13 protein-coding genes and 2 pseudogenes are annotated in these 14,262 nt (G+C 55.2%); 5 read left to right on the top strand and 10 right to left on the bottom strand.

Going from position 1 to position 14,262, the window contains the following annotated elements:
* Position 1: 1 nt before the first annotated feature.
* From VW41_11560 to VW41_11540, 5 genes are read right to left on the bottom strand one after another with little or no spacing between them, the layout of a single operon-like run.
* Positions 2-1,000, bottom strand: coding sequence for a pyridoxal-5'-phosphate-dependent protein (locus VW41_11560; protein ID AJZ89622.1), 999 nt, complete (start codon positions 998-1,000; stop codon positions 2-4).
* Positions 1,001-1,037: 37 nt separating this feature from the next.
* Positions 1,038-2,372, bottom strand: coding sequence for a peptidase M20 (locus VW41_11555; GenBank protein AJZ89621.1), 1,335 nt, complete (start codon positions 2,370-2,372; stop codon positions 1,038-1,040).
* Complete coding sequence (locus VW41_11550) at positions 2,369-3,283, bottom strand: ABC transporter permease (protein AJZ89620.1); 915 nt, start codon at positions 3,281-3,283, stop codon at positions 2,369-2,371. Before VW41_11550 ends, VW41_11555 begins: the two co-directional genes overlap by 4 nt.
* Positions 3,283-4,143: a peptide ABC transporter permease gene (locus VW41_11545; protein AJZ89619.1), complete on the bottom strand. Its 861-nt coding sequence runs from the start codon at positions 4,141-4,143 to the stop codon at positions 3,283-3,285. Before VW41_11545 ends, VW41_11550 begins: the two co-directional genes overlap by 1 nt.
* Positions 4,140-5,633: an ABC transporter substrate-binding protein gene (locus VW41_11540; GenBank protein ID AJZ89618.1), complete on the bottom strand. Its 1,494-nt coding sequence runs from the start codon at positions 5,631-5,633 to the stop codon at positions 4,140-4,142. The genes VW41_11545 and VW41_11540 overlap by 4 nt, the downstream gene beginning before the upstream one ends.
* A 184-nt stretch (positions 5,634-5,817) precedes the next feature.
* Here VW41_11540 and VW41_11535 point away from each other — a divergent pair.
* Positions 5,818-6,473, top strand: a pseudogene (locus VW41_11535) (GntR family transcriptional regulator).
* Positions 6,474-6,611: 138 nt separating this feature from the next.
* Here the strand turns inward: VW41_11535 and VW41_11530 are convergent.
* The 3 genes from VW41_11530 to VW41_11520 all read right to left on the bottom strand — a co-directional run bounded on the left by VW41_11530 (position 6,612) and on the right by VW41_11520 (position 9,508).
* Positions 6,612-7,754 (bottom strand): cystathionine beta-lyase, encoded by a 1,143-nt coding sequence (locus VW41_11530; protein AJZ89617.1) that lies wholly within the window; start codon positions 7,752-7,754, stop codon positions 6,612-6,614.
* Between the two features lie 16 nt (positions 7,755-7,770).
* The gene (locus tag VW41_11525; protein AJZ91943.1) at positions 7,771-8,736 is read right to left on the bottom strand and encodes a cystathionine beta-lyase; all 966 of its coding nucleotides are present in this window, start codon (positions 8,734-8,736) and stop codon (positions 7,771-7,773) included.
* A 265-nt stretch (positions 8,737-9,001) separates the two neighbouring features.
* Positions 9,002-9,508 (bottom strand): transcriptional regulator, encoded by a 507-nt coding sequence (locus VW41_11520; protein AJZ89616.1) that lies wholly within the window; start codon positions 9,506-9,508, stop codon positions 9,002-9,004.
* A gap of 172 nt (positions 9,509-9,680) precedes the next feature.
* Here VW41_11520 and VW41_11515 point away from each other — a divergent pair, with 172 nt between their 5' ends.
* On the top strand, positions 9,681-10,883 hold the full coding sequence (locus VW41_11515) for a pyridine nucleotide-disulfide oxidoreductase (protein AJZ89615.1): 1,203 nt from the start codon (positions 9,681-9,683) through the stop codon (positions 10,881-10,883).
* Between the two features lie 39 nt (positions 10,884-10,922).
* Positions 10,923-11,240, top strand: coding sequence for a valyl-tRNA synthetase (locus VW41_11510; protein AJZ89614.1), 318 nt, complete (start codon positions 10,923-10,925; stop codon positions 11,238-11,240).
* 366 nt (positions 11,241-11,606) lie between these two features.
* On the opposite strand, the gene VW41_11505 is transcribed toward VW41_11510, so the two are convergent.
* Positions 11,607-11,828 (bottom strand): hypothetical protein, encoded by a 222-nt coding sequence (locus VW41_11505; GenBank protein AJZ89613.1) that lies wholly within the window; start codon positions 11,826-11,828, stop codon positions 11,607-11,609.
* 261 nt (positions 11,829-12,089) lie between these two features.
* Here VW41_11505 and VW41_11500 point away from each other — a divergent pair, with 261 nt between their 5' ends.
* Together VW41_11500 and VW41_11495 are read left to right on the top strand one after the other, a co-directional pair.
* Positions 12,090-12,854 carry an FMN reductase gene (locus VW41_11500; protein AJZ89612.1) on the top strand — a complete coding sequence of 255 codons (765 nt, stop codon included), beginning with the start codon at positions 12,090-12,092 and terminating at the stop codon, positions 12,852-12,854.
* A gap of 26 nt (positions 12,855-12,880) precedes the next feature.
* Positions 12,881-13,441 carry a transcriptional regulator gene (locus tag VW41_11495; protein ID AJZ91942.1) on the top strand — a complete coding sequence of 187 codons (561 nt, stop codon included), beginning with the start codon at positions 12,881-12,883 and terminating at the stop codon, positions 13,439-13,441.
* A 134-nt stretch (positions 13,442-13,575) separates the two neighbouring features.
* On the opposite strand, the pseudogene VW41_11490 reads toward VW41_11495, so the two are convergent.
* Positions 13,576-14,238, bottom strand: a pseudogene (locus tag VW41_11490) (hypothetical protein).
* Between the last annotated feature and the right edge of the window lie 24 nt (positions 14,239-14,262).

The raw sequence follows: 14,262 nt of genomic DNA, 5'->3' as shown, positions 1-14,262 counted from the left end.
ATCAGTGCTCCAGGATTTTTTGGGCGAACGGATAAAGCGCCGGAGAGCCCCCGCAGTGCATGAAAATAACGCTGCTGTCGGCGGCAATGCGGCCTGCTTTGGCGAGGGTGATTAAACCGTGCATCGCTTTACCAGTGTAAACCGGATCCAGCAGCACGCCTTCCTGCTGGGCGACCTGATAAATTGCCTCAATGCCGCCTTCAGAAGGCACTCCGTAGGCGCTGCCGACAAAGCCGTCTTCAATCAGGATATCCTGCGGTTCCCAGCTTTGATCCCAGTCAAGCAGGCGAGCACAATCGTCGGCCATGGCGGAAATTCGGGTCTGGAACCAGTCGGCTTTGGCGCTGACGCTGACGCCAATAATTTGCGTTTTCGGCCAGTAGCGGCGGGCGCCGACATACAGTCCGGCCAGCGTTCCGCCGGAGCCTGTTGGGGCGATAATAACGTCCGGGGCAGGCTCGCCTGCGGCGCGAAGCTGGGCATCCATCTCTTCAACGGCGCGAACGTAGCCCAGCGCGCCCAGGGCCGTGGCGCCCCCGAGCGGAATGATCATCGGCTTTTCTCCGCGCGCGGCTGCGGCATCGGCATGGGCTTGCATCGCGCCTTCGATTTGGGTGAAGTAGCCTTCCGGATCGAGGAACTGCAGCTCTGCCCCAAACAGTTTGTCCAGCAGGAGGTTGCCCTGATAAGTCTGTGGCTCATCGCCGCGTAGAACCAGCACCGGCTTCATGCCAAATTTACGGGCTGCCGCAGCGACCATTCGCGCATGGTTAGACTGGTGGCCGCCGGTGGTGATCACCACTTTTACCCCTTCGCGGCAGGCTTCGGCCATCAGGTATTCCAGTTTGCGGACTTTGTTCCCGCCGCCGCCAAACCCGCTGTAGTCGTCACGCTTAATTTTTACTCTTAGGCCCAGCGTTTCGCTCAGGCGCGGCAAAGCTTCAAGCGGCGTGGGGAAGAACCCTAGCGTAATACGTTCAAAATCATTCACGTTTTTCATGCATTATCCTGTCTGGTTCCCGGGGGGCTGGCTGTGATTAAAAGGCGAGTAGCCAGTCATTAATCGATTGTTGGTAACGCTGTAAGCCCCTGAGCGTGACGAATTCGTTCACGCCGTGGGCGTTGCCGCCGTAGCCCAGGCCACCTATCAGGAAGGCCGGGGCTACAGGGGCGAAGGCGTAGGCCGGCGCGCAGCCGGGCGCCCAGGGCCAGATTTGTGGTTTTGCCTGCTGCTGGTGATAGCTCGCCATCAGCTCAAGCACGCCGGCGTCATCAATGCTGAAACGGTAGCCGGGATAGCTGTCCCCTGGCTCCAGCACCGCCCCGGCGAGCGCCGGGCTGGCAAGCTGTTCTTTTATGCGCCGCATCAGGCGTTCGCCATCCACCACAGGCGGAGTTCTTAGCACCAAATCGGCGAAGGCTTCCGGGGGGATAACGCCCTGAGCGCCGCGGGGCAGGCTGGCTATCTCAGAAACGCTCAGCACCGCGCTGCCCAGCAGGTAAGCCAGATTGCTGAAGCTGTCGCCGCTGATAGCGTATTTTTCGCTGCGGCGGAAGGTCAGCTCGTCCGCCAGATTAAATTCCAGCGCGAGATTATCCAGAATTGAACTGGCTTCTTCATCCAGTTCGCCCGTTTCGAGTACGCCATTGGCGTGAGGTGGGGCAAGAGTGCTTAATGCCTGCACCAGCCGCCAGACAGGGTTATCAATCCATGCGGCGTTGCTGGCGTGAATTGCCGCTTTCGGGCCTCCCCAACTGCCGCCTTTCACCACCAGGCGGCCGCCGCTGCGGCCGGTGAAACCCAGGTAAATTCGCGGCGCACCGCCGCCGTATTCGCACAGGGAAGGAAAGAGTACCGCCTCGGCGGGAGAAACCGGGCACGGCCGCCGGGCGAGATAGCGGCGTAGGTTTCCGCTGCCAATCTCTTCTTCGCCTTCAAGCAGGATCTCAATGTTGGTGTGCAGGCGGCCAGAGTGATAGAGGTCGCGCACCACCATCAGCATGCCCGCCAGCGGACCTTTGTTGTTTTCCGCGCCGCGAGAGATAAAAACATCGCCTTTATCCGACCAGTGTCTGAGGCCGCCTGTGAACGGGTCGACCTCCCAGCCGTCTTCTTCGGCGGGCATCACGTCGTACATGTTGTACAGCACAAGGGTACGCGGCGAGCCGATATCAATCCGCACATGCACCAGCGGGGGGGCGCTGTCCTGAAGCTGCTGGCTTACCGGATACAGTACTTCGGCGTCGGTTTCTTCAATCAGCCAATGCTCAAGCCACTGCGCCAGGTAGCGCTGCTGGTCGATGTTGCCCGCCACGCTGCGAAAAGGCGTCAACTGGTGCAGGAGATCCAACGTTGCATCGAGAGACTTCATAGCCGGATCCTCGGGTTCAGTACCACGTACAGCAAATCAATGACTAAATTCACCACCACAAACACCAGCGCGGCCAGCAGGACAATCGCCTGCACCAGCGGGAAGTCACGGTTCTGGATGGCCTGCACCGCAAGGCGACCAATGCCGGGCCAGGCAAAAATAATTTCGGTCACCAGGGCGCCGCCCAGCAGGGACGCGAAATACATCCCCTGAACGGTGACCACCGGGATCAGCGCATTGCGCAGGCCGTGGCGAATCAGGATCCGCCATGAGCTCAGCCCCTTGGCCTGTGCCGTGCGGATGTAATCCTGAGCCAGCACATCAATCAGGCTGGCACGCACCAGGCGAGCAATCGCGCTCATGTAATAGGCACCAAGACTGATGGCCGGCATGATCAGATGGCTGAAGGTGCCGTAACCGCTGGAAGGCAGCCAGCGAAGATGCAGGCTGAACCAGATAATCATCAGTAAACCCAGCCAGAATACCGGCACGGCCTGGCCGCTGAAGGCAAAGAGGCGGGAGAGTAAATCCCAAATGCTGTTGCGCCAGACCGCGCTCACGAGGCCGAGCAGCAGGCCAACCACGGTGCTCCATGCCAGGGCGGAAACGGCCAGCAGGAGCGTGGCAGGCACGCGCTGAGCGATAAGTTCTGTCACCGGCTGCTCATAACGCAGCGACAGGCCAAGATCGCCGTGCAGCAGCCCATGAAGATAATGGCCGTATTGCCAAAGTAGCGGGCGGTCAAAGCCCATCGCGTGGCGGAAGTTGTCTATTTCTTGCTGGGAAGAACCTGGCGGCATCATCACTGCGGCAGGGTCGCCGGTCAGGTGCAGGCTGTAAAAAATCAGCAGCGAGACGCCAAACATCACCAGCACGGCCTGAGCGAAGCGGGAAAGAATGTAGCGCAGCATCAGTCAAGCCTCGTGTGGGTTTTGCGCAGCAGGCTGTCACCGAGCAGATTACAGCCGATCACCAGGGCCGCAATAATCAGCCCCGGCCATAGCACTAACCATTCCGCCAGCAGCATGTATGAACGTCCTTCCCCAATCAGGTTGCCGAGGGTCGGTGTTGGCGGCTGGATCCCCATCCCGAGAAAGCCGATGGAGGCTTCAAGCACAATCAGTCTTGGAATATCCAGCGTCAGCAGTACAACCAGCGGCGTGGCAAGATTCGGCAAAATATGTCGCAGTAAAATACGCGGCGTGGAAAAGCCCATGGCGCGAACGGCTTCGATGTATTCCAGTTCACGGAGTTCAAGCGTTTTGGCACGCGCCACGCGGGCGTAGATGGCCCAGCTTGTCACGCCCATAATTAAAATGATGTTTTCCAGCGAGGTGCCGAACAGCGCCATCACCAGTAAAATCAGCAGAATAAATGGCACCGCCAGTTGGATATCCATCAGACGCATGATAACGGCATCCAGCCAGCCGCCAATGTAGCCTGCCAGCATACCCAACAGGGTGCCGATAACGGCGGCAATTGCCGCCGCCAATAACACCACCATCAAGGAAAGGCGGGTTCCCGCCAGGATCCTTGACAGCAAATCGCGCCCGAGCTGATCGGTACCCAGCCAGTGCATGCCGCTTGCCGTTTCGCTGCCTGGCGGCAGGAAGGTATCCGCCAGGTTGTTGGTTAACGGGTCAGGCAAGGGCAGCCACGGGGCCACCAGTGCCAGCAGAATCACTATGCCAAGCAATAAGCCCCCCAGCGCACCGTCCCCAGAGAAAAGGCGACGGGGGCGACGGGTCAGGGCGCGTCCGGGATAAATCATTTCAGCCTCAAATCATACAGCGGGATACGCGCGTCAGCGCGGCCGGTAAAGGTCAGATTATCGCTGTTGGCATACAGAGAATCCTCACGGTAAAGCGGGATAAGCGGTTGCTCTTTGGCGACAACTTTCTGGATATCCTGCAGGATAACTTCGCGCTTCTTCGCATCTACCGTTGAACGGCTGGCGTTCAGCAGTTTATCCAGCTCAGGGTTGCTGACCGTGGAGTACGGTTCGCCGGAGTGCAGGATAGGGTACAGCGCAGCATCGGCATCCAGCGTTTGGGTTGAGCCCCATGCCAGCATGTACATCTCTGCCTGCTTACCGGAAGCCACCTGTTGCGTATAAACGGACCACTCAGGCACTTCGAGCTGCGCTTTCACGCCGATGGCGGCCAGATCCTGGACAATCGCCTGAGCCACTTCGGCGCTGGCGATGTAGCGACGCGGTGCCTGGAATTTCAGCGTGAAGCCGTCCGGGTAACCTGCTTCCTTAAGCAACGCTTTAGCTTTGGCGACATCCTGCTCAGGGGCCGGGACATTGAGGTAGCCAAAGTCTTTCGCGCCAGCCATGGTGCCGGTTGGCGTACCAAAACCATGCAGCAACTGGGTGGTATAGGCTTGACGATTCAGCGCCAGCGACAGCGCCTGGCGAACGCGCGCATCACTTAAAGGTTTCTCACCATTTTTCAGGCCGAGATAAATCGTCAGTCCGCCGCCTTTCACCTGTTCAAGGTGTATGCCAGGCTTGTTCTTAAGCGTTGCAACGAGGTCGGCAGGCACGCTGTCAACAAGCTGTACTTCGCCTGTTAACAAGGCTGTAATCCGCGCAGTTGCTTCCGGGATTGGGCGCCAGGTAACCTGGTCAATTGTTGGTTTTCCACGCCAATAATGTGGGTTAGCCTGCATAACGACGCGTTCATCTGGTATAAATTCTTTTAATGTATATGCTCCACTACCAATAGGTTTTCGTGCAAATTCCGCAGCACCGACTTTACTTACATAAGCAGGCGGCACGATATAGGTTGGATAGCGGCTCATACGGGTTGGCAGAAGCGGGTCCGGGCCATCAGTGTGAATGCGAACCTGATAGTCACCGGTAACCTCTACTGACTTAATTGTGCGGATGTAAGAAATGGTCGGGGCGTGGTTGGCCGGGTCAAGAATACGGTCAATGGAGAATTTCACTGCCGCCGCGTTAACCGGTTCACCGTTAGTAAAAGTGACGCCAGGACGCAGGTCGAATTGCCAGGTCGTGTCATCCAGCGCTTTCCAGGATGTCGCGAGCCCGGGCTGAAGCTGCATGTTTTTATCACGCAGGACCAGCGTATCGAAAATATTGTCCACCAAAGTGGCGGCTTCTTTAAGAAAACCTGGGTCCATCGCGGTGGCGGAAGCAGGTTGGGCTATAACTAATTCACTTGCGTAGCTAAAGGGGGTTACCAGGCTAATTAATACAGCCAGAGTTGCGAGTTTACGGCCAGATGCTTTCATTGTAGTCAATCCCTATACGTTACCGTCTAAATTATTGACGGATATCGAATGTTTCGTCAGGTTAATTCGCATGGTGGTGTAAATTTGTGGTAAGAGTACATGATATATCCTATATACTCCATTGATGACAAGCCAGTTATTAAACTGCAAATACAAAGTAGTTATTTTGCTATAGGAAATAAACATGCTTGACTTAGAAAAAGCGCAAAGAATGAGTTTAACCATGCAAGTTGAGGCAAGGTTAAAGAGCGCGTTGATCGTTGGAACCTTAAAACCCGGCGCAAGATTAGTGACCAAAGAGATAGCAGAGCAGCTTGGCACCAGCATTACGCCAGTGCGTGAAGCGCTTTTACGTCTTGTTTCTTCTGGCGCACTTGACGCTACGCCGGCGCAGGCCTTTTTGGTGCCTGAAATTTCTCTTGGGCGCTATCACGAAATTACAACCATCCGTAAGAATCTGGAGGGTATGGCGGTTGAGCAGGCGGCTCGTTACATGGATAAAACCAAACTCGCTCGACTGCAGCAGCTTGCGATGCGTTTCTCGAAGCGAAGCACGTCAGCGTTGAGGCGGCGCTGCAGGCCAATCGGGAGTTTCGTTTCCAGCTGTTTGAGTACGCAGAGATGCCAACACTCACCGTGTTAATTGAGCAGCTTTGGGTGCGTATTGGGCCGTGCTTTAATTATCTTTACCCGCAGTCGGAAGAAATGTCCCAGGGTCATCATAATTACGACGATTTGTTGGAAGCATTGTCCGAAAAAGATGAAAAGCGCAGCGTGAAAGCAATTCATAAAGCGATTGATGACGGGGCTGATATTTTACGTCGGCAGTACTTTGGTTAAAGAATAAACAGCTTTAATTTATTAACGCACAGCAAATAAATGGCCTTTTGTATTCCATGGAAGCGTTCAGGAGTTGCAAACAAAAGGCCATTATTTATATTAATCGCAGTTTTTTACCGCGCTTCTGCACAATATTCGTTAACTCAGCGCCTGGGCCAGATCCGCCTGCAAATCTCCGGCATCTTCAATCCCGACCGATAAACGAATCAGCTGCGGCACAATACCGTTACTCAAACGCTGTTCAAGCGGAATAGAGGCGTGTGTCATGCTGTACGGCTGGCTGACCAGGCTTTCAACGCCGCCAAGGCTTTCGGCCAGAGTAAACAGCTTCAGCTTGCGGATCACTTCTTCGGCGCGTTTTTCATCCCCTTTGATGACAACAGAAATCATGCCGCCAGGCTGCGACATTTGCTGGCGGGCAAGATGATATTGCGGGTGAGTTTCCAGCCACGGGAAATAGACTTTTTCTACTTCAGGATGCGACTGTAGCCACTGTGCCAGATGGAGTGCGTTGCTGCTGTGGCGTTCCATACGCAATGCCAGGGTACGAATGCCGCGCAGGGTCAGGAAGCTGCTGAACGGGTCGAGCACGCCGCCAACCGCGTTTTGCAGATAACCGAGTTGCTGCGCCAGTTCGTCGTTGGCGCCGACAACCGCCAGGCCGGCAACGACATCAGAATGGCCGTTCAGGTACTTGGTGGCCGAGTGCACCACAATATCGAACCCGGTTTCCAGCGGACGCTGAAGCGCTGGCGAAGCGAAGGTGTTGTCGGCCACGCTTATCAGGCTGTGGCGTTTCGCGATATCCGCAATAGCCGCCAGGTCCGCCAGCTTGAGAAGCGGGTTGGTTGGCGTTTCCACCCAAATCATTCGTGTTTCAGGCCGAATGGCGGCCTGAAGTGCGTCCAGGTCGTCAGGCTTAACCCAGCTTACCTGGAGCGCGGCGCTGCGTTTACGCACGTTTTCAATCAGTCGCCAGGTGCCGCCGTACACGTCGTCAACGGCGATAATATGGCTGCCGCTGTCCAGGAGTTCGAGCACGGTTGAGATAGCCGCCAGACCGGAGGCAAAGGCGTAGCCCCGCTGGCCGCCTTCCAGTTCGGCAATCGCCGTTTCCAGTGCCTGGCGGGTTGGGTTGCCGCTGCGTGAATATTCAAAACCGGTATGCTGGCCCGGTGCCGGTTGGGCAAAGGTCGAGGTGGCATAAATCGGCGGCATCACCGCGCCGTGTGCATCATCAAAAGTGCCGCTGTGCACGCTCTGGGTAGCAAATTTATTCATGAATTCTCCTTAATAGTTACGCCAGGTTCTGCTGGCTGAGCCATTGATCGTTAAACATTTTCGACAAATATTTGTTGCCGCTGTCGCAGGCAAAAGTGACCACGCGTTTTGGCGTGCTTTGTGCCTGGCAGTAGCGTAAAGCCGCGGCAAGCAGGGTGCCGGTAGACGATCCCGCGAGTATGCCTTCGTGGGTTAACAGTTCGCGGGCCGTAGCGAATGCCTCGCGATCGCCGATCCGGTATGCGTGCCGGACGCGCTTAAAATTGGCGAGGGCAGGCACAAAGTCTTCACCAATACCTTCCACCAGCCAGCTACCCACTTCGCCGTGATGGCCGTGCTCGACCACGTCGGCAAGAATGGATCCGCGGGGGTCGGCCAGCACAAACTCAGTCTGTGGAGAATGCTGGTGGAAAAATTGCTGCAGGCCGCCAAGCGTGCCGCCGGAACCAACCCCTACGACAATGGCGTCAATGTGGCCCCCGGTTTGTTCCCAAAGCTCAACCGCAGTGCCGGTGGTATGTGCCAGCGGGTTTGCCGGGTTGGAGAATTGATCGATGTAGTAGCTGCCGGGAATATCGGCTGCCAGCCGCAGGGCGTAATCCTGGTAATATTCAGGGTGGCCTTGGGTGACATCCGATCGGGTCAGGCGCACGTCCACGCCCAGCGCACGGAGGTGGAAAATCTTTTCCTGACTCATTTTGTCCGGCACCACCAGAATCAGCGGGTAGCCTTTTTGCGTGGCAATCAGCGCCAGCCCCAGCCCGGTGTTGCCCGCCGTGGCTTCAATAATCGTTCCTCCCGGCTGCAGCTTCCCGCTACGCTCGGCGTGTTCGATCATCGACAGGGCAACGCGATCCTTGATCGAGCCGCCGGGGTTTTGGTTTTCCAGCTTAAGCAGCAGCTCGCAGCAGCCGGTATCAAGGTGATTGAGCCGCAGCAGCGGGGTGTGGCCTATCAGGTCCAGGACGGAATCGGTAATCATCATTCTCTCAACATGAAAAGTGTTCATGTATGGAATGATAGGGCGGTGATTTGGCGCTTCTAAAGAACATAAACCCGGCGTTTAGAACGGAAAGTAATATAATGTGCTGTTTTGGCGGTAGGGAAGGAAAGCCGTTCGGATGTCCGGAATTGGGGATGGCTAAACAAGTAGATCTTTGCCCATTTAAGCCTATTTTTTAAACAAAAAAGCCAGCGACTTATGCGCTGGCTGACTTTGAATCTGCGAAATTGTACTAAGCGGAAAGTTAGCTGCTGCGCCGGTCGCGTATCCAGGCCTGCACCTCGATCACAAATTCATCCGGTGCCTTGCGGTACATGCGGCGGGCCAGATCCAGCACGGTGTGCTGGGCCAGCGCTTCTTCCATGCGCTGCTGGGCAATGTTCATCACCGCGCGAACCCCGCAAATGCCTTCACAGGCCCATTCGGGGGGTGTTTCCTCAAAAACGGCTAACCGCTGGCGAATTTCTTTGCAGTCGAAAATGCTTTTCTCGCCGTCGATGGCTTCCACAATGTCCAGCACGCTGATTTGGTCCGGGGGGCGGGAAAGGATAAAACCCCCGCCTTTACCTTCGCTGCTAATGACGAGTCCCGCTCTGGAAAGTTTGGTGAAAATTTTACCGAGGTAGTCGTAGGGCACGCCCTGCAGTTCGGCGATTTCGCGCACGTTCATTTCCCGGCCTTCGCCTTTGCCATCCACCATGCATATCAGGCTATGAATGCCGTACTCCACGCCCGAACTGTAAAACGCCATACTGCCTCCGACTCATTTAATCCAGGTAATGTAGGGATTTTATTCACGCGATGCAATCCATAGTCCCGAAAATAGGGGAGCAAAAATAAACTCCGAAAGATCTTGTCGTAGTTAACTGCGACAAGTATAGTCGCAGTTGTTGGCCACTGAGGGCCTTTACCGGAGTAGAACCATGCAACAGAAGATCCTTATCCTTGGCGCCGGCTTTGCCGGTATGTGGGCGGCCCTGAGCGCGGCCAGACTTGCGGCAATGCACGATGCGGATGACATTGAGATCGCCGTGCTGGCACCACAGCCTGAACTGCGCGTTCGCCCGCGTTTTTACGAAACCGAGGTGGCTTCGCTGGTTGCTCCGCTTCAGCCGCTGTTCGACGTCACCGGCGTGACCTTTGTGAAAGGCGAAGCACAGCGGATCGACACCGTCAATCAGTGCGTCTGGTACCGGGACGAACAGGGCAACAGCACGCCACGTCAGTACGACCGTCTGGTACTGGCCACGGGAAGCAACCTGAAACGTGACCTTATCGACGGCGCGGCAGAGCATGCTTTCGACCTCGACCAGCTCGAGAGCGCCCTGCGTCTGGAACAGCATATTTCCTCCCTGGCGCAGCAGCCGGAAAGCGAAGCTCGTAACACGGTCATCGTTTGCGGCGGCGGTTTTACCGGCATTGAAATGGCCACTGAACTGCCCGGCAGGCTACGCGCGGTTTTGGGCGAAGAAACAAAAGCGCGAGTTATTGTGGTCGAGAGGGGCGATAAAATCGGCGGCCGCTACAGCCGGGAACTGCGGGACGTGATTGCCGCCGCCAGCGAAGAACTGGGCGTGGAGTGGCGGCTGAATACCGATGTTCGCGAAATTGATGAAACCGGCATTGTGCTGGCCGACGGCGAACGCATTGCCTCCAGGACGGTGATTCTGACCGCAGGCGTACAGGCCAGTCCACTGACGGAGCAGATCAATGCCCCGCGAGATAAACAGGGCCGTCTGCATGTTGATGCTTTTTTGAGAGTAGAAGGGCAGCATGCCATTTTTGCGACAGGTGATGTGGCGCGTGCCGAAACAGATGAGCAGGGCAACCTCGCGCTAATGACCTGCCAGCACGCCATCATGCTGGGCCGCTTTGTGGGCTATAACGTGGCGGCCAGTTTGCTGGACGTGGCGCCATTGCCATACCGCCAGATTAACTACGTCACCTGCCTTGATCTCGGCAACTGGGGCGCGGTGTTTACCGAAGGCTGGGAACAAAAGGTGACGCATGTGCGTGAGGAAGCCAAGAAAATTAAGTTGTCGATTACCCAGGCGCTGATTTACCCGCCGGCGGCGGACAGAAAAATCGCTTTTGAAACGGCAGATCCGTTAGCGCCTTTCGTCTAAGGGATTTATCATGCTGCCGAATGTTTATCAGGAGGCAGCATGGCTAACAACATCACCTTTTTCCGCCGCTTTGAGCACGACATTACCGCCGGGCTCAAAACCATTACCTTGCGCGACAGCAGCGAATCCCATTTCCAGTCGGGCCAGCGTTTGCGTGTGGGCCGTTACGAAGATGACGTTTATTTCTGCACTATCGAGGTCATCAGCGTGACGCCGGTATTGCTTGACGATTTGGACGATGAACACGCCCGCCAGGAAAACATGACGCTCGCCGAGCTTAAACAGGTGATCGGGGACATCTACCCTGGGCTGAATGCGCTGTATGAAATTTCATTCCGCCTGGTGAGCGTGGCCTGATAATCCCTTCCGGGGGATTATTGGCAGAGCTTAGCTGCCTGAAAGGGAGGTCATCGTGCGTTTGCCGATATTGGCAGAGATGAAACAGACGCATCGCAATTATTGTGCCGACCTTGAAGGGGCGCATTCGCGTTCTATCGACTTCTCAGAACATCCCGCCTTTGGGCGAAGATTTCCGGGACGGTGACCACCTGAATTATTTGGGCGCCGGAAAAATGATTGGCATTCTGCGGGCGATGAAGGTGGCGCTCTAGCCGCTGGAGACATTACTTTCGGGCGGGTAACCACAAAAAGGGAAAACCACGTTTTGCCCTCTTTGCCAGCCACAACAAGGGAAGGGTAAACCCTTCCCCGGTTTCAATGCTATCAGGCCGGCTGGCTGGCCTGTTTCAACATCTGGTAAAGCTCTTGTTTTACCATCAGTTTTTCTTTCTTCATCTGCACAACTTCATCGTTATATCCCGTCCCTTGCGGCCCCTCCTTGCGCATAATCTCGCTATCAAGACGGTTGTGCTTATTAAACAGGCTGAGAAAGCGGGGGTTTTCGGACTTCAGGTGGGTAATCAATTCACGGTACTCAGGAAACATGTCAGGCCTCCCTGGTCAGTAGGTAGGTGAGTGGATTAACAACTGGCTGATGCCAACCTCAGTGTAGAACCGGATTTGCAATAAGGGAAAGTACAAAAAAGCATCGTTTTGTCAATTTGCGATCCCGGCAGCACCTTGCCGGAATGGATGTCATTCTCATTGCTTAGCTATAAGGATAACGCCGCAAAATGATAAAGACAGCGGTAACGCCCTGCACTAAGATATGTCTATGATATATCTTACACACCTAAAAGGTACGCTATGACAACGCAAAAAAACGCTAAAAAAGTGCCGGTTCGGGTTCGGAACGAACTCAAGTTTCGTGAATTAACGGTCAAAACGAAAACGCTGATTGCCAGTACATTTTATCGCCTGGTTCTCACCAGCCCGCAGCTGGCGGATTTCTCTTCCCAAGGGTTTGACGACCACATCAAAGTCTTCTTCCCGGCCGAAAATGGCGAATTCACTCCGCCGCAGGTCACCAGCGAAGGCATTGTCTGGGGGGACGGGGCCCGCCCACAGTCGCGCGACTATACGCCGCTGGATTTCGACGCCGAGCGCTGTGAATTAACCCTGGATTTCTACCTGCACGATGGCGGCGTCGCCAGCAGCTGGGCGAAAGAGGCACAGCCTGGGGATACACTGTTCATCGGCGGCCCGCGTGGGTCTCTGGTCACCCCGACGGATTATCACTGGCAGCTGTACGTGACGGATGAAAGCGGGCTGCCTGCCGTGCGCCGCCGTCTTCAGTCGCTGAGCCAGGAGGTACAGGTCGAAGTTCTGGTCAATTGCCGCCATACCGACAGCCTGGAGTATCTGAGCGAGTTTCCCGCGGTAAAAGTGCGGGCGTTAACCCACGGGGAGATTGCAGAATACCTGCGGCACGCGGAGATCCCTGCCGACGACTATTACATCTGGGTTGTCGGGGAAGGCAAGCAGGCTAAAGCGCTCGGGGATTACCTGCTCGAGGCGCGCGGCCTGGACGCCGACCTGGTGCGAGCCGTCGCCTACTGGCATGACAAGTAAGGTCAAAAACTATGCGTATTCATCATCTGAGACAGCACAAATGTGAGCGCCACGAACACCATCGCGGCAGAGGCGGTCATGGCCGCCATGAGCAAAGCCACCCGGAAAGCCGCGCCCGTCATCGCCGTGAACGCCTGTTTGACGCCAACGACATCCGCCTGCTGATCCTGCATCTGCTGGCAAACGGCCCGGCCCATGGCTATGAGCTGATCAAATCCATCGAAGGGTTGGCTAAGGGGGAATACGTGCCGAGTCCCGGTATTATTTACCCGAACCTGACGCTGATGGAGGAGATGGGCTTTATCACGGTGGGCGAAGGGCAAAGCGGGAAAAAATCCTTCACGCTGACGACGGAAGGAAAAGCCTCGCTTGAGCAGCAACAATCCGACCTGGAAGCGGTGACCAGCAGGCTCGCCACCCTCGGCGTCCTCGGTGACAACCGCCGTTTACCGGAAGTGCAGCGGGCTATTCATAATTTTAAAACAGCGCTGCATGCGAAGCTGGGCAGCACCGAGCTGTCGCGAGAGACGCTGTATAAGATTATCGACACGCTCGATCAGGCGGCGAAAGACATCGAACGCAGCTAAATGTTTCATTCAGGGCATCAATACCGAGATGAGTGATGCCCTAAAATTTAAACTTCGGATACACGACGGTCTTGTTGATTAACTTACTGGCTGCAAGCTAAAAGATAAATCACCCGTTGATAACCTGAGACCCATTAATGAGAGACAGGGTGGCCAAATTCAACGCGAACAGAGTAGGTTTCATCTTCTTCATTCTGAATGCTTAATGCTGCACTGGCTGAACCACTGAACAAATTTGCACCGATCCCGATTTTGCCCTCATTGGTTGAGGAGAATATCGTTTTCTTTTTTAACTCCAATTCTGCAGAGAGACAGCCACCGATCTCCCGTGCAAATACGACAGCTTCCCATGATGGCTCAAAAGGTAACCAGTTGAATTTTGACTTATCCAACGTTGTGTCGGTTTTCCATTCTCGACCACTGAGGGTGATGAGACGTTTATCGTAGCCTGTTCCTGCGTATTCATCGTCACTTTTTGCTTCAATCTGACCTGAAGCAGTGGGTGATTGCACGCTTACTCCCGCCGTGATGGATTGCTTCGTCTGTGATTTTTTTTCTTTACGGAATTCAATCTTTGTTGCACCTAGCGTGACAAATATTTTGACCATTTCAGATTCACGTTCCTGCAACAGAATGTTATCAATACTGTCGCTTGGTATATAAAGATCGGCTTTCTCTGCATGATAATCAGACAGAGGGTGCTTAATATAAGCCACATTGATCTGCGGATGGCCTGGTTGAAAACGATAATTCCTTTTAAATGCCATCTCAGGCGTCAAACTGATACGTTTAAGATATTTATCAAAAGTGCTGGCAGATTG

It is taken from the genome of Klebsiella michiganensis (genome assembly GCA_000963575.1).
Classification (GTDB): domain Bacteria; phylum Pseudomonadota; class Gammaproteobacteria; order Enterobacterales; family Enterobacteriaceae; genus Cedecea; species Cedecea michiganensis_A.
Note: the sequence above shows the minus strand (reverse complement) of the source record. Positions and strands in the feature narration are given on the sequence as shown.

What these genes read in the sequence shown, in the direction of transcription:
- VW41_11530 (AJZ89617.1), bottom strand. Translation starts at nt 7,754, where the DNA reads ATGAATAAATTTGCTACCCAGAGCGTGCACAGCGGCACTTTTGATGAT.
- VW41_11540 (AJZ89618.1), bottom strand. Translation starts at nt 5,633, where the DNA reads ATGAAAGCATCTGGCCGTAAACTCGCAACTCTGGCTGTATTAATTAGC.
- VW41_11550 (AJZ89620.1), bottom strand. Translation starts at nt 3,283, where the DNA reads ATGCTGCGCTACATTCTTTCCCGCTTCGCTCAGGCCGTGCTGGTGATG.
- VW41_11525 (AJZ91943.1), bottom strand. Translation starts at nt 8,736, where the DNA reads ATGATTACCGATTCCGTCCTGGACCTGATAGGCCACACCCCGCTGCTG.
- VW41_11505 (AJZ89613.1), bottom strand. Translation starts at nt 11,828, where the DNA reads ATGTTTCCTGAGTACCGTGAATTGATTACCCACCTGAAGTCCGAAAAC.
- VW41_11515 (AJZ89615.1), top strand. Translation starts at nt 9,681, where the DNA reads ATGCAACAGAAGATCCTTATCCTTGGCGCCGGCTTTGCCGGTATGTGG.
- VW41_11545 (AJZ89619.1), bottom strand. Translation starts at nt 4,143, where the DNA reads ATGATTTATCCCGGACGCGCCCTGACCCGTCGCCCCCGTCGCCTTTTC.
- VW41_11555 (AJZ89621.1), bottom strand. Translation starts at nt 2,372, where the DNA reads ATGAAGTCTCTCGATGCAACGTTGGATCTCCTGCACCAGTTGACGCCT.
- VW41_11500 (AJZ89612.1), top strand. Translation starts at nt 12,090, where the DNA reads ATGACAACGCAAAAAAACGCTAAAAAAGTGCCGGTTCGGGTTCGGAAC.
- VW41_11510 (AJZ89614.1), top strand. Translation starts at nt 10,923, where the DNA reads ATGGCTAACAACATCACCTTTTTCCGCCGCTTTGAGCACGACATTACC.
- VW41_11560 (AJZ89622.1), bottom strand. Translation starts at nt 1,000, where the DNA reads ATGAAAAACGTGAATGATTTTGAACGTATTACGCTAGGGTTCTTCCCC.
- VW41_11520 (AJZ89616.1), bottom strand. Translation starts at nt 9,508, where the DNA reads ATGGCGTTTTACAGTTCGGGCGTGGAGTACGGCATTCATAGCCTGATA.